Source organism: Mannheimia haemolytica, assembly GCF_004342115.1.
Lineage (GTDB): Bacteria > Pseudomonadota > Gammaproteobacteria > Enterobacterales > Pasteurellaceae > Mannheimia > Mannheimia haemolytica.
Genome location: NZ_SMAC01000013.1, coordinates 1 through 21,666 on the forward strand (window position 1 = coordinate 1; position 21,666 = coordinate 21,666).

Below are 21,666 nucleotides of genomic sequence, written 5' to 3' on the forward strand. Positions count from 1 at the left end.
CGGATTTGGGTGGAAAAGAATTTAAGCTCAAATTAATCTGACAGACACGGTAATTTAAAACGGGGGACTGTCAGATTAGGTTTGATCTTCTACAAAGCATTTAAGCTCAAATTAATCTGACAGGCACTATAATTTTAAACGGGAACTGTCAGATTAGGTTTGATCTTCTACACATAAATATCAACTTCACCTTCCCATTTTAAAATATCTTGCATTAACTTCCACGCTAACTCGTGTGTAATCTCAAAACTCTGGATAATTCCTTTTTTAATTACATCAATGTCGGTATCAGCGTATTTTTCTGCTTCTGCTTGAAGGTAACTTACTGATTTTTGATAGTTATCAAACCGCTGTTTCCAGCGAATATCTCTATTCATATTATTTCACTTCATAAAATTGTGGCTCTTTATTAAAACGTGCCACTTCTTCAGGGTCGGCTGTGCCGTCTGCGATTTTAGATTTTAGGTTATCGCAAGGTTCTTCGCAGTCGCACATTTTTTTCATACCTAAAGCGGTGATACCGCCACAGCTTCCTTTGATGGTTTTGCCTTTCACGATAAAACCAATCGACATCGCAAAAATTACGGCTACAAAAAAGCCAAAGGTTAATAATACAGTTTCCATTTTTCACTCCAACTATTGTGATTGAATAAGTTTGCTAAATTCGCTCGACATTTGTGTCTCAAATTTATCGCCGTTTTTAACAATTAAAAAAATAGCTAATTTTTCACGCTCTGCCACTGCTAATGCTTTTTCCGCTCCTAAAACAAATAAACCGGTTGATAAGCCGTCTGCCGTCATTGTAGTTGGGGCAAATACGGTGATAGAGGCTAAATTATGGTTTACCGGACGTAACTGTTTTGGGTCGATAATATGTGAAAGACGGTTGCCTTTTTCATCTTCAAAATAATTACGATAATTGCCCGAAGTTGCCATCGCCAAATTGTGCAACGGCACGGTAATTTGTGCGGCTTGACCTTGTGTCATTACCGGCTGCTCGATTGCAATCCGCCAATCTAAGCCTTGTAAATTTTTTCCTTTGCCTCGTAATTCGCCACCAATTTCAACTAAATAGTTGCTCACACCTATAGTTTCAAGATGCTCGGCTAATTTATCTACACCGAAACCCTTTGCAATAGACGATAAATCTAGATAAAGATTAGCTGCTGACTTGGTGAGCTTGGGTTTACTACTCATTTCAAGCAAAATTTTATCAATGCCGACATAAGCAGAACGCTCTGCAATTTGTTCATCAGACGGCACTTTATTTAAGCGTTTATCCGGCCCGAAGCCCCACAAGTTCACCAATGGACCAACGGTTACATCTAAAGCCCCTTCGGTTACTTTATTTAAACGGATTGCCTCTTGTACCACTTTTGCAAAATCCTGCGAAATTTCGACCGCTTGATTTGCCTGCTTTGCTTGATTAAAACGGCTAATTTCCGAATCTTGTTGGTAGGTGGACATCTGATTATTCACCTCAATCAATAAGCCATCCAGCTCATTTTTCATTTTTTCAGGCGAAATCAAATTCTCCACTTCACCATTATCAATATATTTTACGGTGTAAGTCGTTCCCATGGTTTTGCCTGACAGCGTAATTTGCTCAGGGGCTTTTTCACAAGCACTTAAAGTAAAAAAAGCAATTAAAAGAAGAAAAAATTTTTTCATTGGTGTCACAAAAGTTAAAAATTGGGGAAATTATAGCATATTTAGCGATTAAATAAGCACTTCATATCGCTGTAAAATAATTTGTTTAAACGATTCGTTGCAACTTGCCCAGTCAATCAGATCTACTGTGAAAGGTAGGTCAGAATCCGTAAACGCAAGCTCTAACTCTGTTTGTTGCCGAATTGTGAGCGGTTGTTTGGTGATTAATGCTAAATCAAGATCCGAATAAGCTTTGGCTGTGCCTTTAATGCGAGAGCCAAAAACCCAAACGGGTGTATCAGGCAAGTATTTTTTGAAAATATCCAACACCTGTTGGCGTTGTGACTCAGTTAAATCAATCATAGCTATTGCGTTTTTGGAGCTGTTTAACTAAAAAATACGTACTTTCCAGAAAGTTTGAAATTCCGTTATAAACCTGCTGTGCTTTATTTTGATCATAAGTATGCGAAGTAATATTTCGCATTTTGCGATAATCCAGCCAAACTTCCGGTGATTCAATCAGCCCATATTGAGCAGCCATTCGCAAAATATCACGGAACTCGGTGCTATCAATATCAGTGTCATTTGACTCAATGTTTTTGAGCTGACGCTTGAGCATTTTTATCGACAATTCGTAAACAAATTCAAATTTTTGGATTGCTCCTGCAATCAAAGTGTCTTGAATAATTGCTTCTTGCCGGTTAAACCACGCTTGATTCTCAAGGCTGACAATCGTTTTCTCAAGGGAATTGAAGGCATTTTCAAGTGCCGTAATATCCAGTTGTTCCATTTGCTTCCCCTTAAAATTCACATTATTAAATTACCAAAACTTAATAATATAAATTAAATCAAGCGGTCAATTTTGCAAATTTGACCGCTTGTAGTCAGAAGTTAAGGTTTATCAACCACCAAAGTCATCTAATAAGATGTTTTCGTCTTCTACGCCTAAACTCTTCAGCATACCGATTACCGCAGCATTCATCACCGGTGGACCACACATATAGTATTCGCAGTCTTCAGGTGCTTCGTGGTTTTTGAGGTAGTTCTCATAAAGCACGTTATGAATAAAGCCACGGAAGTAATCTTCTCTGTCGCCCGGTAATGGATCAGAAAGTGCCACATACCATTTGAAGTTATCGTTTTCTGCTTGAAGACCATCAAAATCTTCCACATAGAACATTTCACGCTCAGAACGAGCACCATACCAGAATGACATTTTACGTTTAGATTTTAAACGTTTTAATTGGTCGAAGATATGTGAACGCATTGGTGCCATACCTGCACCACCACCGATAAAGACCATTTCCGCATCGGTATCTTTAGCGAAGAACTCACCGAATGGACCTGAAATTGTTACTTTATCACCCGGTTTTAATGACCAAATGTAGGAAGACATTTGACCCGGCGGTACGTCCGGATTGCGTGGTGGAGGTGTAGCAATACGCACGTTAAGCATAATAATGCCTTTCTCTTCCGGATATGAAGCCATTGAGTATGCACGAATAATATGCTCGTCCACTTTTGAAGTATAACGCCATAAGTCAAATTTATCCCAGTCTTCGTGGTACTCTTTTGGAATATCGAAGTCTTTATAATGAACGGTATGAGGTTCAGCTTCAATTTGGATATAACCACCCGCACGGAACGGTACTTCTTCGCCTTCAGGAATTTGAAGTTTAAGCTCTTTGATGAAGGTTGCTTTGTTATCGTTTGAGATAACGGTACATTCCCATTTTTTCACACCAAAGATCTCTTCCGGAAGTTCAACGTCCATTGAAGATTTCACGTTTACCTGACAAGCTAAACGCCAGCCTTCTTTCGCTTCTTTCTTAGAAATGTGCGATAACTCAGTTGGAAGAATTTCACCACCGCCTGATTTCACTTGTACTTTACATTGACCGCAAGAGCCACCGCCCCCACAAGCTGACGAAACGAAAATCCCTTTACTTGCTAAAGCACCGAGTAATTTTCCACCAGCCGGTAGCGTAATGCCTTTTTCCGGATCGTTGTTGATTGAGATGGTAATATCACCTGAATCAACTAATTTTGATTTAGCGAAAAGAATGATCACCGCAAGCACTAATACCAGAGCCGTAAATGCGATAATACCGAAAATAAAATTACTATCCACGATATGCTCCTTATAATTGAATGCCTGAGAATGACATAAAGCCTAACGCCATTAAGCCTACCGTAATAAAGGTAATACCTAAACCACGTAAGCCTGCCGGCACGTCGGAATATTTCATTTTCTCGGTTAAACCTGCAAGGGCAACGATGGCTAACATCCAGCCTGTACCTGCACCTACGCCATAAACCACAGATTCTACAAAGTTATACTCACGTTGTACCATAAACGATACACCACCAAAAATCGCACAGTTTACGGTGATAAGTGGTAAGAAGATACCTAATGCACTATAAAGTGCCGGGAAAAACTTGTCTAAAATCATTTCCAGAATTTGAACAAGTGCCGCAATAACCCCGATGAAAGTGATAAAGTTTAAGAAGCTTAAATCCACACCTTCTACTAATGCACCCTCTTTTAATACGTGGGTATAAACTAATTGGTTAGCTGGAACTGCAATGCCAAGCACTACAATTACCGCAATACCTAAACCAAAAGCAGTTGAAACTTTCTTAGACACCGCAAGGAATGTACACATACCAAGGAAGAAAGAAAGTGCCATATTTTCAATAAATACGGACTTAACAAAGATACTCAGAAGATGTTCCATCTTATTTCTCCACTTGTTCCGGTTTCCACGTTCTAATCGCCCAGATCACAAATCCGATAATAAAGAACGCACTTGGTGCTAATAAGAATAAACCGTTTGCTTGATACCAACCGCCATTTTGAACAGTTTCAAGAATGGTGATACCGAAAATTTTACCTGAACCGATAAGTTCACGTAAAAAGGCAACGATAATTAACATTGCACCGTAGCCTAAACCGTTACCGATACCATCAACAAAACTTTCAACCGGGCCTGATTTCATCGCGAATGCTTCTGCACGCCCCATTACGATACAGTTGGTAATAATAAGGCCTACGAATACCGATAATTGTTTTGACAGATCGTAAGCATAAGCGCGTAAGATTTGGTCAACCAAAATTACTAATGATGCAATAATCGCCATTTGCACAATGATACGGATACTATTTGGAATATAGTTACGAATCATTGAAATGAACATACTTGAGAATGCAGTAACTAAACTTACCGCAATCGCCATTACTACTGCTGTTTGTAATTGAGTCGTTACCGCTAACGCAGAACAAATACCTAAGATCTGTAATGCGATCGGGTTGTTATCGACAATTGGCGATAACAATAATTTTTTAAGATTGTTATTGTCTGCCATTAGTTAGCTCCTGCCGCTGCTTTAAATTTTGCTAAATATGGACCAAAACCATTTTGACCAAACCAGTATTTGAATGAACCATCAACACCGTTCGAGGTTAATGTTGCACCAGATAAACCATCAACACCGTGATCTTTATCTGCAGATGCCCCTTTACCCACTCTTAACGCAACTTGGTTTTGCTCGTTATACAGTTTTTTACCTACAAAGTTTTTCTGCCAGTTCGGGTTTACAATTTCGCCACCTAAGCCTGCCGTTTCACCTTGTTCATAGTAAGTAATACCGTTAACGGTATTTGCATCAGGTTGTACCGCAACGAAACCGTACATAATTGACCATAAGCCGTTACCGTGCATTGGTAATACTACTTGAGTCGTTTTGCCAGATTCATCTTTTACTAAATAAACTTCAGCATATTTAGCACGCGTTTTGATATTCGCCTTATCATCTTCAGGTGCGATAACTACATTTTGAGCAGGATCTTTAGCTGCTGCACGAGCATCAAAACCGGTTACACCCTCAACGTAATCACCTGTTGCTAAATCGACAATTTTCGGCTCAATAAATTTGGTATAGGTTTCTTGCACATTGGTATCTTTTTGCAATAAACCGGCCGCTTGTAAGATGTTTTTCTGTTTATCAAGTTGTTTCTGAATATCTTGTGTTGGTTTAAGCATTACTGCCGCACCTGCCACAATCAAAGAACAAATTAAACTTAATAAAACTACAACGGTTAGCGTTCCGCCAACGCTATCTTTATTAAATTTAGCCATTGTTTGCTACCCTCGCTAATCTGCGTTTGATATTCCCTTGAACTACTAAATAGTCAAAGATTGGAGCAAATAAGTTAGCAAATAAGATCGCTAACATCATACCTTCAGGGTATGCTGGGTTTACCACACGGATTAATACACACATAAAGCCGATTAAGATACCGTATGCCCATTTACCTTTGTTGGTAAATGCAGCTGATACCGGGTCGGTTGCCATAAAGAACATACCGATCGCAAAACCGCCTAATACTAAATGCCAATGCCAAGGCATAGAGAATAATGGGTTGGTATCAGAACCGATTACATTAAATAATGTCGCAGTTGCCGCCATACCAATCATTACGCCGGCAATAATTCGCCAAGAAGCAATTCGGGCAAATACAATGATTGCAGCACCAATAATCAACATTAAGGTAGAGGTCTCGCCGATAGAACCCGGAATATTACCTAAGAACGCATCCATCCAAGTAATGGTTTCACCGGTTGCAACGTGCTGTAATGCACCTTGACCACCAACTGCCCATTGAGAAAGTGCAGTTGCACCTGAGAAGCCGTCTGCGGCAACCCATACTGCATCACCTGAAATTTGACCCGGGTAAGCAAAGAACAAGAAAGCACGACCGGCTAACGCAGGGTTCATAAAGTTTTTACCCACGCCACCGAACACTTCTTTTGCGACCACAACACCAAAGGTAGTTGCAAGGGCTGCTTGCCATAACGGTAATGTTGGAGGAACAATTAATGCTAGTAAGATAGAGGTTACAAAGAAACCTTCGTTGATCTCGTGCTTACGCACCATTGCAAACACCACTTCCCAGAAACCACCCACTGCAAATACTGTTAAGTAGATTGGTAGGAAATAGGTTGCCCCCAGCAACATTTTAGTTCCCCAGCCTGCATCAGCTACAGAGCCTAAACTATCGGCTAAGCTGTAGTGCCAGTTGTTAGCAACTAAATCCGTTAATGTTCCCATTTTGAGTGCCGCTAGAATACCCTGTGCACCAACATTGTACATTCCGTAGAACATCGCAGGGAATAACGCTAACCATACAATTAACATCATACGCTTAGAGTCAATCGCATCACGCACGTGAGCATCTTTACGAGTGACCGTACCCGGTGTATAGAAAATCGTATAGGCAGCTTCAAATAGCGTGTACCATTTCTCATACTTTCCACCTTTATGGAAAGCGGGTTCCATTTTTTCAAAAAGATTTTTCAAACCCATTTTTAACCGTCCTTCTCGATCTTATCTAACGCTTGACGTAATAATGGTCCCCAGTTGTTTTTACCGGAACACACAAAAGTACATAACGCTAAATCTTCTTCGTCTAACTCTAAGCAGCCTAAAGCTTGAGCGGAGTCTGTATCTCCAGCTGCTAAATCACGCAATAAGAGTGTTGGAATGATATCCAACGGCATTACACGCTCATAAGCCCCTGTTGGTACCATTGCACGCTCACTACCGTGAACTGCTGTTGTGAAGTTAAATAATTTCTTCGCAAAATGCCCTAAAGTAGTACGCGTAATTGAATACTTATCAGAGTAAGGAGCAATCATACCGAAGAACGCTTTCTCACGCCCTTCTAATAAAGCAGACACTTGTAATGCGTAACGACCTAAATAGTCGTGTACTCCCGTTGCGATAGCACCACTTAACACAGAACCTGAAATGACACGGTTTTCACCCGCATTTAATTCGTTGGCTGTTAATTGTGAAAGATTCGCCCCTAAACGAGTACGCACCAAACGTGGATTTTTCACTTGTGGCCCGGCTAATGCGACTACACGGTCAGTAAATAGCTCACCGGTCGTAAATAATTTACCGATAGCAATTACATCTTGGTAATTTAAATACCAAACTTGTTTAGTTGCACCTACCGGGTCAATAAAGTGAATATGCGTACCAGAAAGACCTGCAGGGTGCGGACCTTTAAAGCGGTTAGTTTCCACATTATTGATCTGACGGCTTTGTGCCGCATTTAAAATATTTGAGTCTGCACTGCCACAGAGATGAATCACTTTTTTACTTTCAAATAAACGACTTAATACAGTTAAGCCATCAAAGAAAGCTTGTTGGTGTTCTGCAATAATCACTTCCGGATTTGCTGCAAGTGGATTGGTATCCATCGCATTGACAAAAATAGAGGAAGGTTCTGCATCTAATGCAGGCACTTTGCTAAACGGACGTGTACGGAAAGCCGTCCATAAGCCTGACTCTACAAGGTTTTGTTTTACTTGCTCTGAAGTTAATGAAGCTAATTGGCTGGCTTCATAACGAGCAAAGGTAATTTGCTCATCACCCTCAACTTTAATTACTACCGATTGAAGAACACGCTTCTCGCCACGGTTAATTGCCGTTACGGTACCACTTGCAGGGGCAGTAAATACCACGCCCGGATTCTTTTTATCTTCAAAAAGAACCTGACCTTTCTTTACTACATCGCCTTCACGCACTTTCATTGAAGGACGCATACCCACATATTCTTCACCAAGCATAGCAACTTCAGTAACGGTATTACCGTTATGGATTACTTGCTCAGGTTTTCCCGCAATCGGAAGATCTAAGCCTTTTTTGATTGTAATCATATTGTTTGCACTACTTTTCTTTTGGGTTAAAAAATATGATTGCGCTAACGCAATCGCTTCTATTGAGCCGCAGCTTTACTTAAAAATAAACAATGGTCCCCCACCTATTTTTAAAAGCCACATTAAGTTCTCAAATCTGTGATCAACCTTTATCTTTTCTTAACAAAAGGTTAACTAAAAATAATCTTCTTATTTTACCTAAAAAGCTCCCCTTCTGGCTAGGAAAACCCCCTATTTTTTGCATATTCCCGCGGTAAAATTTGAAATAAATCAAGATTTCAATTCCCTCTTAACATAAATTAACCATAATTAGTTAATCCAATTTCCCTTCAAGCGGTTAAATTTTATTAACAATTTGCAAAAATTTTTTTAGCTAGGCAATTTTGAAATTCAGGCGTAAAATAGTTGATAAATTTTGTAAAATATTAAAAAACAGGATAATTTAAATGGAAGAACAAACCATTCATATTTCAATATCAGATGCAGCACAAGCCCATTTTGCCAGACTATTAGAACAGCAAGAAGAGGGAACTAATATCCGTATTTTTGTGGTCAATCCCGGCACACCGGGGGCAGAATGCGGTGTCTCTTACTGCCCACCCAATGCAGTTGAAGAGACGGATACCGAATTTAAATTTAACAGTTTCTCTGCATTTGTCGATGATATTAGCTTACCGTTTTTAGACGAAGCGGAAATTGATTATGTAACCGACCCAATGGGTTCACAACTTACCCTCAAAGCCCCTAACGCCAAAATGCGTAAAGTGGCTGATGATGCACCGTTTATCGAGCGTTTAGATTATGTGATTCAAACCCAAGTCAATCCACAACTTGCCAGCCACGGCGGTAAAGTGACCTTAATTGAAATCACCGAAGATAAATATGCCGTGCTACAATTCGGCGGTGGTTGTAACGGTTGCTCAATGGTGGATGTGACCTTAAAAGAGGGAATTGAGAAACAGCTTCTGGCAATGTTCCCTGATGAATTAGTTGGTGTGAAAGATATTACCGAACACCAACACGGTGAACATTCTTACTATTAAAAATACTAAAAGGGATAAATCATTTGATTTATCCCTTTCTTATAATTAATGAGCAAGCGGTCAAATTTACTCGCTTTCGCTCGCACTTCGTGCCATCAGCAAAGCCGATGTTCAAACGCAAGCGTTTGTACAAAAAAATGAGTAAATTCGACCGCTTGTTAAGTTTGATTAAGCCTTACGACTCTCTTGGTGATCTTTCGCAGCTTTCACAAAACCTGCAAATAATGGATGACCATCACGCGGAGTTGAGGTAAATTCCGGATGGAATTGTGCTGCTATAAACCAAGGGTGATTTGGCACTTCAATAATTTCCACTAATTTACGATCTGCCGATAAACCGCTCACTTTTAAGCCTGCCGCTTCAATTTGTGGTAACAGCTTATTGTTTACTTCGTAACGGTGGCGATGACGTTCAACAATCGTTTCCGCACCATATAACTCACGAGCTTTTGAGCCTTCAATTAAATGGCATTGTTGTGAGCCTAAACGCATTGTACCACCTAAATCTGACTCATCGCTGCGGGTTTCCACATTCCCTTCCGCATCTTGCCATTCGGTAATTAAGCCAATCACCGGCTGTGAGCAATCTTTATCAAATTCAGAAGAATTTGCCTCGGTTAAACCTGCCACATTACGGGCATATTCAATTAGGGCGATCTGCATACCTAAACAGATACCTAAGTAAGGAATCTTGTTTTCACGGGCATATTGTGCGGTTCGAATTTTGCCTTCCACGCCACGATAGCCAAAGCCGCCCGGCACAAGAATGCCGTCTAAGCCTGCCAATAACTCTGTGCCTTTGGTTTCAATATCTTGTGAATCAATGTATTTAATATTCACTGTTAAACGATGCGTTAAACCTGCGTGTTTCAAAGCCTCATTCACCGATTTATACGCATCAGGTAATTCCACATATTTTCCGACCATACCGATAGTCACTTCGCCGGTTGGGTTTGCTTGGCGGTATAGCACTTGTTCCCACTCTGAAAGATCGGCTTCTTTGCAATCTAAACGGAAACGATCGCACACAAAGGAATCTAACCCTTGCGATTTCAATAATTCCGGAATGCGATAAATCGAATCTACATCTTTAAGCGAAATAACCGCACGCTCCGGCACATTACAGAAAAGGGCGATTTTTTTCTTCTCATTTTCCGGAATAGCACGATCTGAACGGCAAATTAACACATCCGGCTGAATACCGATTGAAAGCAACTCTTTTACTGAATGCTGAGTCGGCTTAGTTTTCACTTCCCCTGCGGTTGGAATATAAGGCACTAAGGTTAAATGCATAAACAAGGTTTTTTCACGACCGATATCCACCGCTAATTGGCGGAGTGCTTCTAAGAATGGCAGTGATTCAATATCCCCCACCGTGCCACCTACTTCTACAATGGCGACATCACGCCCTTTACCGCCTTCTAACACACGGGCTTTAATCTCGTTGGTAATATGCGGAATAACCTGAATGGTTGCACCTAAATAGTCGCCACGGCGTTCTTTACGCAACACTTCAGAGTAAATTTTACCGCTGGTAAAGTTGTTGGCTTTGCTCATTTTTGAACGGATAAAACGCTCGTAGTGACCTAAATCCAAATCGGTTTCCGCACCGTCTTCGGTCACAAATACCTCCCCGTGCTGAGTTGGACTCATTGTACCCGGATCGACATTGATATAAGGATCAAGCTTCATAATGGTTACATTTAAACCACGAGCTTCCAGAATAGATGCTAAAGAGGCTGCCGCAATACCCTTCCCTAAAGAAGATACAACACCGCCTGTGACGAAAATATAATTCGTTGTCATTGTGATTGCCTTTGCTGATTGATTAGGTTGGAAATTCAGAATATCAGTTTACTTCGTAAAAAAGAAACTATCAGGACGGGAAAGTAGTTTACATCAAATTACATTTTTTTGCTAATGGAAAATCGGCAAGCAGTCAGATTAATTCTTTTTTCAATAATGCCGACTAATCTTAATTAATACACTATTATTTGCGATAGATCAGAATTAACCTACATGTTTATAGATATCATAATACCTGTTTTTCTAATACTGGAGACGATACAATGAAAATCAAAAAATTACTACTGCCAACTCTGTTAAGCATTGCTACTATGCCAATTCAAGCAGCCGACCTACCTAATATTACAATTCTTGCAACTGGAGGGACAATTGCCGGTAGCCAAAAAAATACGGCAACCTCAGCTTATCAAGCTGGGCAGCTAAATATTGAAACACTCATAGAAGCCGTCCCGGATATTAAAAAATTAGCAAATATCAAAGGAGAACAAATCGTTAAAATCGGATCTCAGGATATGTCTGATGAAGTATGGCTAAAACTGGCAAAAGCAATTAATCAACAATGCCCAAACACAGATGGCTTCGTTATTACGCACGGCACAGACACTATGGAGGAAACCGTATACTTCCTTGATATGACTGTAAAATGCGAAAAACCCGTAGTATTAGTGGGGGCCATGCGACCAGCAACTGAAAAAAGTGCCGACGGCGTATTAAATTTATATAACTCAGTTGTTGTCGCCAAAGATTCTAAATCTAGTGGCAAAGGGGTGTTGGTTGCAATGAATGATATTGTATTGGGCGCTCGCGATGTTACAAAAACCAGTACTACATCAGTGCAAACATTTAACTCACCAAACTTTGGCGCACTAGGCTATATCCATAATAGCAAAGTTGATTATGAGCGCTCTCCTGAAAGTAAACACACCGTAAACACCCCTTTCAAAGTAGATGAATTAACGGAATTGCCAAAAGTCGGCATTATTTATGCTTATTCAAATATGCCAACCGAACCGCTTCAAGCATTATTAGATGCGAGTTATCAAGGCATCGTGGTTGCAGGAGTTGGCAATGGCAATATGAATGCGGCTAATTTGGCTTTACTTGAAGAAGCAGCTAAAAAAGGAATTACCGTGGTTCGCTCGTCTCGAGTGCCAACCGGATATACTACCCGAGATGCAGAAATTGATGATAGCAAGTATGGTTTTATTGCTTCCGGCACATTAAATCCTCAAAAAGCTCGAGTATTACTGCAGCTCGCCTTAACACAAACAAATGATATAAAAACTATTCAACAATATTTTGAAGATTTCTAAAAAGTAAATAACAAGCGGTCTATTTTGCAAAACAAATCACAAAATAGACCGCTTGTCTCATTACTAATCTTTATTATTTTACAAAGCTATCAAAAGTTAGCTCATAATTGTCGCCATCACGACTATAGGCGATATAGCGAGGGAATTTTTCACCTTCAAATTTTTTCACCGTAATGTCTTTTTTATCACTGGTTCTAAACTTGTAGGTAATTTCTTGGTAGGTTTTGCCGCCTACTTTTACCTCTTTTTGGGCTTTGCGTAGCTGCACATTCGGTGTTGGGTAAAGTTTTTTACCGTTAGTAGTTTGAAAACTGCTCGGTAATTTATCGTAATAGCTCAACTGAAAGGCTGTGGTGAACAAATCATAAGTTGGCATAGTCAGCGCTTCTTCTTTTAGTGGCTCTTTCACTTTGCCATATTTTACCGTTTTAGAATCAATTTCTGCCATCGCATAAGTTTTGCCGTTACGGGTATCTCGGTAGCTCAACATATGAAATTGTTCGTTTTTTTCTGTTCCCTTCGCAGAAAAGACAATATTATATAAAGGCACATTAATTTTTGCCTGAATATTATATTGGCCACCACCGTTATTAAAGTTAATGTAGGCTGGCATTAAATAATTTGAGCTGTATTTCAACTTAAAATTCTCCGCACTGGCGTTTGAAATCAAGCCCAAAGTGACCACGATTACGCTCGCTAACTTCTGCCAAATTCTCATCTATTTCTCCTCTAAAGATATACTTTCGAACAACCTTGAAATTGCATTGTTATCTCGTAATTGTTCCGCTTTCTCCACTTGTACCCGTGTTAAATGTGGCGAAAAATAATTAATAAAATCATACATATAGTTACGAAGAAAAGTTCCTCGTTTAAAGGCGATTTGCGTCATACTCGGTTGAAACAGGTGACTTGCATTGATAGCGACTAAGTCTTTATCCGTTTCCGTATGTGCCATTGATGCCATAATACCAACCCCTAAGCCTAAGCGCACATAAGTTTTGATTACATCAGCATCTGTCGCCGTAAATACGATATTAGGCAAAATACCTTCCTTATTGAAGGCATGATCTAAATCCGATTGCCCTGTAAAACCAAAAGTATAGGTTATCAAATCATATCTACCTAATTGTTCGACAGTCAAATTTTTACTTTGGTTCACAAAAGCCGCAAGAGGATGCTCTGGTTTGACAATAACTGAACGATTCCACCAATAACACGGCAATAAAACCGCTTCATCAAATAAATATTGAGCTTCTGTGGTAATGGCTAAATCCACTTCTCCAGCCACCAAAGCATCATAAATTTGATTCGGGGAGCCTTGGTGCAAATGCAAACTTACTTCAGGATAGCGAGCCTTAAACTTCTCAATTACACTCGGTAGCATATAACGGGCTTGGGTATTGGTGGTCGCAATGCGTAAGATGCCTTTGTTGGGTCGAGTTTGTTCTTCAGCAACCGATTTAATGCTCTGGGCTTTTACCAATAATTCACGAGCAATCGCCACAATTTTTTCACCAGCAGGCGTTAGCCCCTTAACGTGCTTACCGTTACGCTCAAAAATATTAATTCCCAACTCACTTTCCAACAAACGAACTTGTTTGCTAATCCCCGGTTGAGAAGTGTAAAGCACCTCTGCGGCCTCGGTAATATTCAAGTTCTGGTTTACTATTTCAACGATATAACGTAACTGTTGTAGCTTCATAATGATTTCCCCTCTACAATCGCAATAATCTGTTGCATCGTATGCACTTCGTAAGTTGGCTTAATATCCGTATCATTCTCTTTACTAAGCAAATTTAACCAACAAGTATCAATTCCAGCATTATTACCTCCTAAAATATCAGAAGCGAGGGTATCGCCTACCATAAGCACTTTAGTACGATCAAATTCGTCCATTAATGCAAAAGCGTAATCAAACACTTGGCGATCAGGCTTTGCGGCACCAATTTGTTCTGATATCACTACAATATCAAAAAAATGTGAAGTTTGAGTATTATCTAAACGTTTTTGCTGCAAATCGGTAAAACCATTGGTGATAATGCCCATTTTTACTTTACCATATAAAGCATTTAACATATCCATTACACCTTCTAAAGGCTGACTGACGAATGCCATCTCCGCCATTAACTCTTGATTAAGTTGTAGCGGATCTACGCCTGTTTGAGCAGATAATTTTGCAAAACGTCTGGTTTGAATATCTTGAGCAGTGATCTCATTATTTTGGTAAGCCACCCAAAGTGGTTTATTTACCGCTTGAAAGTCTTGATAATCTTGTTCACTAAAATCAATTTGGTAACGAGCCAGCATCGCTTTTAAACCAAGATAAGAATTAAATGAAAACAAGGTTTCATCAGCATCAAATAATACCCATTGATATTTCATAATATTCCTTTTTTAACTTAGATAACAAGCGGTCAAATTTTTCTAATTTTTCGCATACCGCTGATAAAGCCACGCTTAAGCACAACACTCTTTCATTTTTTGCTGAATCCACTCAACAAAAAATTGTACTTTCTGAACTTGGGCTGATTGCGAAGGATAGACAACATAGAACGATTTTTCATCAAACAATGTGGTTGGGAAAGGCTCTATTAAAGTACCTTTTTCAATTTCGTGCTGTGCCAACAACTGGTTGGCAATCGCAATGCCTTGTTGGTGCATTGCAGCTTGAAGCACCATAAAAGTATGGCTAAAAATTGAGCCAGTTTCCGCATCTACTATATCTTCTATATGCAAATGTTCAACCATTCTTTTCCACTTATTATGGGTGGAGGAATGTAATAAATGCTTACCTGCTAAATCCGCCGGTAAATGAATGGTATTTTGCGATAAATACTCAGGCGAAGCTAAAATAACAATACGGGATTCCGTCAAACGGATAGATTCCAGACCTTGCCAATCCCCCTTACCATAATAAATAGCAACATCTGTTTCTTTACCTAATAATCCCTCATCTTGATCAACACCCTTAATACGTACTTCCACTTCTGGATATTTTTCGTGGAAATCCGCCAAACGTGGGACTAACCAATGCATACCAAATGTTTGTGGTACGCTAATAGTCAGAATTTGACGACTACTTTGCTGCCTAATTTTATCTGTTGCGAGAGCAATTTGTTCTAATAATGGCTGAACTTCATAGAAATATTGTGCGCCTAACTCAGTTAATTCCAGCAAACGGTTACGGCGATGGAACAGGGAAGCACCTAAAAAATCTTCTAATAGTTTAATTTGGTGGCTCACTGCAGCTTGTGTGACGAAAAGATCTTCTGCCGCTTTAGTAAAATTTAAATGGCGTGCAGCAGATTCAAATGCTTTCAATGCATTGAGTGGTGGAAGTTTTTTGTTCATAATTTTTCAATCTAATAGATTACTAAACAAGCAACTCTATTATTTTTTCTGATAGTTTAAATAAAAAAAATTCGTTTGATGCTTGCAAATAGAAATAATAAAATATCCGCATACTTAGATGGATAGTTTAGAATTTATTTCTATTCCTAAATTTTAAGTATGATGTTGTGTTTGCATATTGGTCTAGGAAACTAGACTAGAGTAACGAAAGTTACTTGTTTCACTTCCTGTATATTTTGAACCGTATTGGTTTATAACCGCCCACTTTGGGCGGTTTTTTTCTATGTAAAAAAACAGCACAAAACCTAGATCGCATTCTATATTATTCGCTACCTTTATTCTAGCCTTTCTGCTTTTTTATTCTTTCACTTTAATCTATTATAAAAAGAGGTTTTATAGTATGCTAAAGCCTATTTTTCATTTGCAATAATTACCGAGAGTTCTTTTGAGTAAACCGAAATTAACCCATAACCAACAGCGTAGAATCCAATCTAACCATCATAAGCGTATCAACAAAAAAGAGATTGAATGGCAAGATGAAATGTTAGGAGAAATGCAACAGGGCATCGTCGTTACTCGCCACGTTAAACACGCTGATGTTGAAACCGCAGAGGGGCAAATTTTCCGCTGTAATATCCGCCGTACATTGAAAAATGTAGTGGTGGGCGATCAGGTTTCTTGGCGTAAAGGTAGTGAGCAACTACAAGGGATTAGTGGGGTCATTGAAGCCGTCTTCCCACGTAAAAATGAACTTACCCGCCCCGATTATTATGACGGTATTAAGGTGATGGCATCGAACATCGATCAAATCATTATTGTATCAGCTGTGCTACCTACACTTTCGCTGAATATTATCGACCGTTATTTAGTGATTTGCGAAACGGCGAATATTCCTGCCTTAATCGTGCTAAACAAAATTGATTTATTAAACGAAAGCGAACGGCAAGCAGTTAAAGAGCAGCTCAAAATCTATGAAGAGATTGGCTATGAAACCCTATGTTTATCGGCTGATACGGGTGAAAATATGCAGGCGTTACACCAATATCTTGCTAAAGGTACGTCTATTTTTGTCGGACAATCCGGCGTGGGGAAATCCAGCCTAATTAACCAACTGTTACCTGAAGTCAATGCTCTCACTGGCTCAGTGAGCGATAACTCAGGGTTAGGTCAGCACACCACCACTGCCTCTCGCTTATACCATTTACCGCAAGGCGGACAGCTGATTGACTCGCCGGGCATTCGAGAATTTGGCTTATGGCATTTAGAACCTGAGCAAATCACCTTAGGCTATCGAGAATTTCAATCGGTTTTAGGCACGTGCAAATTCCGTGATTGCAAACACAAAACCGACCCGGGTTGTGCCTTAAGACAAGCGGTCGAAAATGGCGAAATTTCTGCAATTCGGTTTGAAAATTACCATCGCTTAATTGAAAGCCTGTCTGAAACCAAAAGCCAACGCCATTTCAGAAAAGAAGAAGTATAATGAATGAATTTATTTACCCTAACGCCCGATTAATCGCCGGTGTTGACGAAGTCGGACGAGGACCTTTAGTCGGAGCGGTTGTGACCGCAGCCGTGATTTTAGATCCGAATAACCCGATTCAGGGCTTAACCGATTCCAAAAAATTATCCGAGAAAAAACGCCAAGCTTTGGCAGAAGAGATTAAAGCCAAGGCTCTGAGCTGGTCGCTAGGACGTGCCGAGCCGACAGAAATTGATGAGCTGAATATTTTAAATGCGACAATGTTGGCAATGCAACGTGCGGTTGCCGGCTTGCATATTCAGCCGGATTTTGTGCTAATTGACGGCAATCGTCCGCCAAAACTGCCAATGCCGGCACAAGCGGTGGTGAAAGGAGACAGCTTAGTGGCTGAAATCAGTGCTGCTTCGATTATTGCCAAAGTCGCCCGAGATCAAGAAATGGACGAATTAGACCAACAATTTCCGCAATACGGCTTCGCACAGCACAAAGGCTACCCGACTAAACTCCATTTTGAAAAATTAGCAGAATTTGGGGCAACACCTTATCATCGTAAGAGTTTTGCCCCTGTAAGAAAAGTATTAGGTTTAATCGATTAGAAGGAAAACACAATGACTACAGAGTACCAAGAAACGATTTTCACCAAAATCATCAATAAAGAAATTCCGGCAAATATTGTCTATCAAGATGAACTTGTGACCGCATTTCGTGATATTGCTCCACAAGCACCCACGCATATTTTGATTATTCCGAATAAATTTATTCCAACCGTCAATCACGTGAGTAATGAAGATGAATTAGCCCTAGGGCGTTTATTTACGGTGGCGGCAAAATTAGCCCAAGAAGAAGGCATTGCCGAAGAAGGCTATCGCTTAGTGATGAATTGTAATAAAAACGGCGGGCAGGAAGTGTTCCATATTCATATGCACTTGTTAGGCGGACAAAAACTAGGACCTTTAGTGGCAAAATAACTATGCGTATTTCCTACTTTGCATTTGCAATTTTTTCGATTTTTTTGACCGCTTGTGGTAGCAAACCTGTCAGCTATTTACCAACCGGCTCAGAGCCTATTGTCAATATTGAGTCTGACATTGCTGAAAAGATAGAGCTGGAAACGAATAGCAAGCAATTTAGCACCACAAATTTAACTGAATTTCCGCTTAATCTTACTTATAAATTATTTTGGTATAATAAAGATGGGGTAACACAATCCCATAACGGTATATCAGATAGTATCGGCTGGCAACATCTATGGTTGCAACCTAAGCAAAAACAGACCATTGCACTCATTAAACCGACGGAAGAAAGCCATAATTACCGCCTCTATTTACGAGGCGTAAAATAGCAAAAAAGCAGAGCCAACTGCTCTGCTTCTTTATTTATTTCAAAAACGGGTTGGTCTGTTTTTCCCGCCCGATAGTTGTGTGTGGACCATGTCCCGGTATGATGATGAAATCATCATCTAAATCAAACATTTTTTCCCTGATCGTTTCCAATAACTGGCTATGGTTGCCTAAATAGAGATCTGTTCGACCTATGCTATTTTGGAATAAAACATCGCCACTAAAAGCAATACGATTGTCAAAATCAAAAAAACCGATATGACCCGGAGCATGACCCGGCAAATGTCGAACGGTATAGCTCAGCTCGCCGACTTCGACCCGATCACCTTCCTCCAACCAATGATCCGGCAAAAAGCCATTTACTGGTGGTAATCCAAATTGTTGGCACATTTCCGGCAAACGTTCAAATAAAGGTTTATCTGCAAGATGCGAGCCGAAAACCTCTACTTGAAAATGCTCTCTCAACTTTTCCACCGCCATAATATGATCTAAATGACCGTGCGTAATCAATAATTTCTGAACCTTAAGCTGCTGAGATTCAACAAATTGAATAATGCCTTCGGCATTATCGCCGCCATCAATAATAGCCGCATTCTTATTTTCGTCCCAAATCACCGTGCAATTTTGTTGAAATGGACTAACAGGAATAATTTGCAAATTAAACATAAAATAAGACCGCTTGTTAGCCTCTCCAAGTGCGAACTGGGCCAGTATCTACGTGAACAAAGTTACTACGAGGATAATAACCTACGCCACCATTATTCAAGCTCTCAGCCGCTTGTTTTACTTTATATAACGGCACACCTGATACTTGGAAATCTACTGCTTGCCCAAGAATATGGTAACTATGGCTGGCAACACCACGGCTTCTACGACGAAGTCTTGCATTTGTTTGTGCGGAGCGATAGCCACTTAATACTAGGATTTCCGCATTATGGAAACCTAAACGGCGTTGTAATTGATTCAATTTGACAAATAATTTTGGATCAATTGCTTTAACTTGATTGATATGACGATCCCGCATTAAATAGTTTAACTGGCTTAAATCGGTTTTATTTAATCCACCTGCACCAAATTTAGCAGTGTAAGTATCGCCTGTATTCACATTACGAAAACGTAACGCAGCTGGGGCAGGAGTAGAAAGCGCTGCCATTACTTGACCCGGCAGAAGGCTAGCCCCTAAAACAAGTCCGCCGAGTGATAGCCACTTACGGCGTTGAACATTAATTTGTTTCATTTTTTCCTCATAGGTTAGCTAATGATTTATAGAAAATCACTCACAAATGAGCGAATTTCTATACACCATACTTAAAGTAAAAATTTACAATCGTAAATTTATGTAAGCTATATTTTCAAAAAGTTCCAAGAAGATGATATCTTCTTGGAATTTATCAGAAATAGCACGATTAAATAATGCTCTTTAATTTTCCCCAATTCACAGAATGTTGTGGGATTTTGGCATCAAAGTTATAAATGTCCGGAAGGGTTTGCACTTTTCCACCTTCAACCCAAGCCGTCACATAATAGAGATAAACCGGGTTATCTGAACGAATCTGAGCCGAGGTCGTCTTCTTACTGCCTAAGACTTGATTCTTTTTATCAGATCCCCAACCCGCTTCTTTTAATAAAATGGTTGCCAATTCATCAGATTTTTCTACACGGACACAACCAGAACTTAACGCACGCCCCGTTTTACCAAATAATCCTCTATTTGGCGTATCATGCAAATAAATTGCATCCGAACTTGGCATATTAAATTTATAACGTCCTAAAGCGCTATCATCACCTGCTTTCTGGCGAATACGGTATGGTGAACTTTTAGCATTTAAATATTGTGACCAATTTACGCTACGCGGATTAATTTTATTGCCACTACTATCAAGAATTTCGAAACTAGCACGATCTGCATAACCTGGGTCACGCGCTAGTTTAGGAATAATATCTTTAGTCATAATACTAGTCGGCACATTCCAAGGTGGATTCACTACCACATTGCTCAGCTTACTATCCATTACCGGTGTACGGCGATCTTCTCGCCCAACAATCACTTTAGATTGAAGAGCTAAATTACCATCACGGAAATAATATAATTGATAGCTTGGGATATTCACAAAAATTCCATTGTTAAAACTTGGAATAATACGTAAACGTTGAGCATTGAGCGCTAATTTATAGAAAGAAGCCCCATTACCGCCACCAGCTACCTCCGTAACAGCTTTACCTTTTTTGGCTTTAGGTGCTGAAGAGCCTCCTGCCATTGCCAATACTCTCTGTGCCGTATCACGATATAAATGGTTTCTTGGAACAAGGTTTGTTACAAACTGCCCAGAATCGCCTTCCCTCACGGCATTAGTCCATTGGAAGATTTGCTCTGAAGAGGGCGATTTTGGTACATAACTGCCTAAGTTATATAACCAATTATTTGCATTTTTAAACACATTTTTGTTGTAATACAAATAATCTAAGAAGCCATCAGTTAATAAAATATCTCTACCTAAACCTTCCGGTTGATTTAAGATTTGCTGCAATGCCTTAGCTGATTTAGAGGATACCCCACTTACTGCAAATAATGCATATTCTTTCAAAAATGCTTTTTCTGCGGCTTTATCATTCCACATTGTCGCAAATTCACTGTCTAAATAAACCTTAGTTGTTGCTTGGCTCAGCAATAAGGCATTATTACCTATTTCTTGCTTAATTCTTGCTTCCGCTTCTGCAAATTTTCTTGCTTGCTCTTGACGAATTTGTTCCTGTTCTAACGCATAATCGGCCTGTTTTACCAATTCTGCAGCACGAGCCTGCTGAGCTGCAAAACTTAATTGTGGTAAAATATTATCTTGTACAACAGGCTCAGAAGCCACCTGAGCAACTGTGGCTGTTTCAGCCAAAGCCATGCCAGAAAACGCCACCATAATAGGTAATAATTTAAAGGTTTTCACCCACTCTTCCTCT

Annotated in this window: 24 protein-coding genes and 1 pseudogene; 6 read left to right on the forward strand and 19 right to left on the reverse strand. The window is 39.8% G+C overall.

The window, feature by feature from the left end; genetic code table 11:
• Positions 1–176: 176 nt before the first annotated feature.
• From EDC41_RS05980 to EDC41_RS06030, 11 genes and pseudogenes are all read right to left on the reverse strand, one after another.
• Positions 177–377, reverse strand: a pseudogene (locus tag EDC41_RS05980) (nucleotidyltransferase substrate binding protein); the annotation flags it as partial.
• A 1-nt stretch (position 378) separates the two neighbouring features.
• Positions 379–624, reverse strand: coding sequence for a (Na+)-NQR maturation NqrM (nqrM, locus tag EDC41_RS05985; RefSeq protein ID WP_006250397.1), 246 nt, complete (start codon positions 622–624; stop codon positions 379–381).
• A 12-nt stretch (positions 625–636) separates the two neighbouring features.
• Positions 637–1,671 carry an FAD:protein FMN transferase gene (locus EDC41_RS05990; RefSeq protein ID WP_020824242.1) on the reverse strand — a complete coding sequence of 345 codons (1,035 nt, stop codon included), beginning with the start codon at positions 1,669–1,671 and terminating at the stop codon, positions 637–639.
• 48 nt (positions 1,672–1,719) lie between these two features.
• Positions 1,720–2,013 carry a nucleotidyltransferase family protein gene (locus EDC41_RS05995; protein ID WP_006250395.1) on the reverse strand — a complete coding sequence of 98 codons (294 nt, stop codon included), beginning with the start codon at positions 2,011–2,013 and terminating at the stop codon, positions 1,720–1,722.
• Positions 2,006–2,440 carry a nucleotidyltransferase substrate binding protein gene (locus tag EDC41_RS06000; RefSeq protein WP_006253177.1) on the reverse strand — a complete coding sequence of 145 codons (435 nt, stop codon included), beginning with the start codon at positions 2,438–2,440 and terminating at the stop codon, positions 2,006–2,008. Before EDC41_RS06000 ends, EDC41_RS05995 begins: the two co-directional genes overlap by 8 nt.
• 111 nt (positions 2,441–2,551) lie before the next feature.
• Positions 2,552–3,781, reverse strand: coding sequence for an NADH:ubiquinone reductase (Na(+)-transporting) subunit F (gene nqrF, locus EDC41_RS06005; RefSeq protein ID WP_006250393.1), 1,230 nt, complete (start codon positions 3,779–3,781; stop codon positions 2,552–2,554).
• 10 nt (positions 3,782–3,791) lie between these two features.
• Positions 3,792–4,388 carry an NADH:ubiquinone reductase (Na(+)-transporting) subunit E gene (nqrE, locus tag EDC41_RS06010; protein ID WP_020824243.1) on the reverse strand — a complete coding sequence of 199 codons (597 nt, stop codon included), beginning with the start codon at positions 4,386–4,388 and terminating at the stop codon, positions 3,792–3,794.
• A 1-nt stretch (position 4,389) separates the two neighbouring features.
• Positions 4,390–5,016 carry an NADH:ubiquinone reductase (Na(+)-transporting) subunit D gene (locus EDC41_RS06015; RefSeq protein ID WP_006250391.1) on the reverse strand — a complete coding sequence of 209 codons (627 nt, stop codon included), beginning with the start codon at positions 5,014–5,016 and terminating at the stop codon, positions 4,390–4,392.
• Positions 5,016–5,789, reverse strand: coding sequence for a Na(+)-translocating NADH-quinone reductase subunit C (locus tag EDC41_RS06020; RefSeq protein WP_006250878.1), 774 nt, complete (start codon positions 5,787–5,789; stop codon positions 5,016–5,018). The genes EDC41_RS06015 and EDC41_RS06020 overlap by 1 nt, the downstream gene beginning before the upstream one ends.
• Complete coding sequence (locus EDC41_RS06025) at positions 5,782–7,017, reverse strand: NADH:ubiquinone reductase (Na(+)-transporting) subunit B (RefSeq protein WP_006250389.1); 1,236 nt, start codon at positions 7,015–7,017, stop codon at positions 5,782–5,784. Before EDC41_RS06025 ends, EDC41_RS06020 begins: the two co-directional genes overlap by 8 nt.
• Before the next feature lie 2 nt (positions 7,018–7,019).
• The gene (locus EDC41_RS06030) at positions 7,020–8,378 is read right to left on the reverse strand and encodes a Na(+)-translocating NADH-quinone reductase subunit A (RefSeq protein ID WP_006250388.1); all 1,359 of its coding nucleotides are present in this window, start codon (positions 8,376–8,378) and stop codon (positions 7,020–7,022) included.
• A 446-nt stretch (positions 8,379–8,824) separates the two neighbouring features.
• Here EDC41_RS06030 and nfuA point away from each other — a divergent pair, with 446 nt between their 5' ends.
• Positions 8,825–9,421 carry a Fe-S biogenesis protein NfuA gene (nfuA, locus tag EDC41_RS06035; protein ID WP_006250877.1) on the forward strand — a complete coding sequence of 199 codons (597 nt, stop codon included), beginning with the start codon at positions 8,825–8,827 and terminating at the stop codon, positions 9,419–9,421.
• Positions 9,422–9,589: 168 nt separating this feature from the next.
• On the opposite strand, the gene pyrG is transcribed toward nfuA, so the two are convergent.
• Positions 9,590–11,227 (reverse strand): glutamine hydrolyzing CTP synthase, encoded by a 1,638-nt coding sequence (pyrG, locus tag EDC41_RS06040; protein WP_006250876.1) that lies wholly within the window; start codon positions 11,225–11,227, stop codon positions 9,590–9,592.
• Between the two features lie 263 nt (positions 11,228–11,490).
• Here pyrG and ansB point away from each other — a divergent pair, with 263 nt between their 5' ends.
• Entirely contained in the window at positions 11,491–12,540 is a 1,050-nt protein-coding gene (ansB, locus tag EDC41_RS06045) for an L-asparaginase 2 (protein WP_006250875.1), read from the forward strand.
• 73 nt (positions 12,541–12,613) lie between these two features.
• On the opposite strand, the gene EDC41_RS06050 is transcribed toward ansB, so the two are convergent.
• From EDC41_RS06050 to EDC41_RS06065, 4 genes are all read right to left on the reverse strand, one after another.
• Positions 12,614–13,258 (reverse strand): hypothetical protein, encoded by a 645-nt coding sequence (locus EDC41_RS06050; protein ID WP_006250384.1) that lies wholly within the window; start codon positions 13,256–13,258, stop codon positions 12,614–12,616.
• Positions 13,259–14,242 (reverse strand): HTH-type transcriptional regulator CysB, encoded by a 984-nt coding sequence (cysB, locus tag EDC41_RS06055; protein ID WP_006250874.1) that lies wholly within the window; start codon positions 14,240–14,242, stop codon positions 13,259–13,261. It abuts the gene before it with no gap.
• A complete protein-coding gene (yjjG, locus tag EDC41_RS06060; protein WP_006250873.1) occupies positions 14,239–14,922 on the reverse strand; it encodes a pyrimidine 5'-nucleotidase in 684 nt (227 codons plus the stop codon). The genes cysB and yjjG overlap by 4 nt, the downstream gene beginning before the upstream one ends.
• A gap of 75 nt (positions 14,923–14,997) precedes the next feature.
• Positions 14,998–15,891 (reverse strand): transcriptional regulator GcvA, encoded by an 894-nt coding sequence (locus EDC41_RS06065; RefSeq protein WP_006250380.1) that lies wholly within the window; start codon positions 15,889–15,891, stop codon positions 14,998–15,000.
• Between the two features lie 445 nt (positions 15,892–16,336).
• Between EDC41_RS06065 and rsgA the strand changes: the two genes are divergently transcribed.
• Genes rsgA through EDC41_RS06085 form a run of 4 tightly spaced genes read left to right on the forward strand, consistent with a single transcriptional unit; the run spans position 16,337 to position 18,716 of the window.
• Positions 16,337–17,374 carry a small ribosomal subunit biogenesis GTPase RsgA gene (gene rsgA, locus EDC41_RS06070; protein ID WP_006250872.1) on the forward strand — a complete coding sequence of 346 codons (1,038 nt, stop codon included), beginning with the start codon at positions 16,337–16,339 and terminating at the stop codon, positions 17,372–17,374.
• Entirely contained in the window at positions 17,371–17,970 is a 600-nt protein-coding gene (gene rnhB / locus EDC41_RS06075) for a ribonuclease HII (RefSeq protein WP_171814965.1), read from the forward strand. The genes rsgA and rnhB overlap by 4 nt, the downstream gene beginning before the upstream one ends.
• Before the next feature lie 12 nt (positions 17,971–17,982).
• The gene (locus tag EDC41_RS06080) at positions 17,983–18,342 is read left to right on the forward strand and encodes an HIT domain-containing protein (protein ID WP_006250871.1); all 360 of its coding nucleotides are present in this window, start codon (positions 17,983–17,985) and stop codon (positions 18,340–18,342) included.
• A gap of 2 nt (positions 18,343–18,344) precedes the next feature.
• On the forward strand, positions 18,345–18,716 hold the full coding sequence (locus EDC41_RS06085; RefSeq protein WP_006250376.1) for a YcfL family putative periplasmic lipoprotein: 372 nt from the start codon (positions 18,345–18,347) through the stop codon (positions 18,714–18,716).
• A 34-nt stretch (positions 18,717–18,750) separates the two neighbouring features.
• Here the strand turns inward: EDC41_RS06085 and EDC41_RS06090 are convergent, their stop codons facing one another.
• From EDC41_RS06090 to EDC41_RS06100, 3 genes are all read right to left on the reverse strand, one after another.
• Positions 18,751–19,380 carry an MBL fold metallo-hydrolase gene (locus tag EDC41_RS06090; protein WP_006250375.1) on the reverse strand — a complete coding sequence of 210 codons (630 nt, stop codon included), beginning with the start codon at positions 19,378–19,380 and terminating at the stop codon, positions 18,751–18,753.
• 16 nt (positions 19,381–19,396) lie between these two features.
• Complete coding sequence (gene mepK / locus EDC41_RS06095) at positions 19,397–19,951, reverse strand: peptidoglycan L,D-endopeptidase MepK (RefSeq protein ID WP_006250374.1); 555 nt, start codon at positions 19,949–19,951, stop codon at positions 19,397–19,399.
• 169 nt (positions 19,952–20,120) lie between these two features.
• Positions 20,121–21,653 (reverse strand): L,D-transpeptidase family protein, encoded by a 1,533-nt coding sequence (locus EDC41_RS06100; RefSeq protein WP_006250870.1) that lies wholly within the window; start codon positions 21,651–21,653, stop codon positions 20,121–20,123.
• Between the last annotated feature and the right edge of the window lie 13 nt (positions 21,654–21,666).

Bases quoted from the DNA above. Each gene is read 5' to 3' on its own strand.
- nqrM (WP_006250397.1), bottom strand. From the start codon at position 624: ATGGAAACTGTATTATTAACCTTTGGCTTTTTTGTAGCCGTAATTTTT.
- EDC41_RS05990 (WP_020824242.1), bottom strand. From the start codon at position 1,671: ATGAAAAAATTTTTTCTTCTTTTAATTGCTTTTTTTACTTTAAGTGCT.
- EDC41_RS05995 (WP_006250395.1), bottom strand. From the start codon at position 2,013: ATGATTGATTTAACTGAGTCACAACGCCAACAGGTGTTGGATATTTTC.
- EDC41_RS06000 (WP_006253177.1), bottom strand. From the start codon at position 2,440: ATGGAACAACTGGATATTACGGCACTTGAAAATGCCTTCAATTCCCTT.
- nqrE (WP_020824243.1), bottom strand. From the start codon at position 4,388: ATGGAACATCTTCTGAGTATCTTTGTTAAGTCCGTATTTATTGAAAAT.
- EDC41_RS06015 (WP_006250391.1), bottom strand. From the start codon at position 5,016: ATGGCAGACAATAACAATCTTAAAAAATTATTGTTATCGCCAATTGTC.
- EDC41_RS06020 (WP_006250878.1), bottom strand. From the start codon at position 5,789: ATGGCTAAATTTAATAAAGATAGCGTTGGCGGAACGCTAACCGTTGTA.
- EDC41_RS06025 (WP_006250389.1), bottom strand. From the start codon at position 7,017: ATGGGTTTGAAAAATCTTTTTGAAAAAATGGAACCCGCTTTCCATAAA.
- EDC41_RS06030 (WP_006250388.1), bottom strand. From the start codon at position 8,378: ATGATTACAATCAAAAAAGGCTTAGATCTTCCGATTGCGGGAAAACCT.
- nfuA (WP_006250877.1), top strand. From the start codon at position 8,825: ATGGAAGAACAAACCATTCATATTTCAATATCAGATGCAGCACAAGCC.
- pyrG (WP_006250876.1), bottom strand. From the start codon at position 11,227: ATGACAACGAATTATATTTTCGTCACAGGCGGTGTTGTATCTTCTTTA.
- ansB (WP_006250875.1), top strand. From the start codon at position 11,491: ATGAAAATCAAAAAATTACTACTGCCAACTCTGTTAAGCATTGCTACT.
- EDC41_RS06050 (WP_006250384.1), bottom strand. From the start codon at position 13,258: ATGAGAATTTGGCAGAAGTTAGCGAGCGTAATCGTGGTCACTTTGGGC.
- cysB (WP_006250874.1), bottom strand. From the start codon at position 14,242: ATGAAGCTACAACAGTTACGTTATATCGTTGAAATAGTAAACCAGAAC.
- yjjG (WP_006250873.1), bottom strand. From the start codon at position 14,922: ATGAAATATCAATGGGTATTATTTGATGCTGATGAAACCTTGTTTTCA.
- EDC41_RS06065 (WP_006250380.1), bottom strand. From the start codon at position 15,891: ATGAACAAAAAACTTCCACCACTCAATGCATTGAAAGCATTTGAATCT.
- EDC41_RS06080 (WP_006250871.1), top strand. From the start codon at position 17,983: ATGACTACAGAGTACCAAGAAACGATTTTCACCAAAATCATCAATAAA.
- EDC41_RS06085 (WP_006250376.1), top strand. From the start codon at position 18,345: ATGCGTATTTCCTACTTTGCATTTGCAATTTTTTCGATTTTTTTGACC.
- EDC41_RS06090 (WP_006250375.1), bottom strand. From the start codon at position 19,380: ATGTTTAATTTGCAAATTATTCCTGTTAGTCCATTTCAACAAAATTGC.
- mepK (WP_006250374.1), bottom strand. From the start codon at position 19,951: ATGAAACAAATTAATGTTCAACGCCGTAAGTGGCTATCACTCGGCGGA.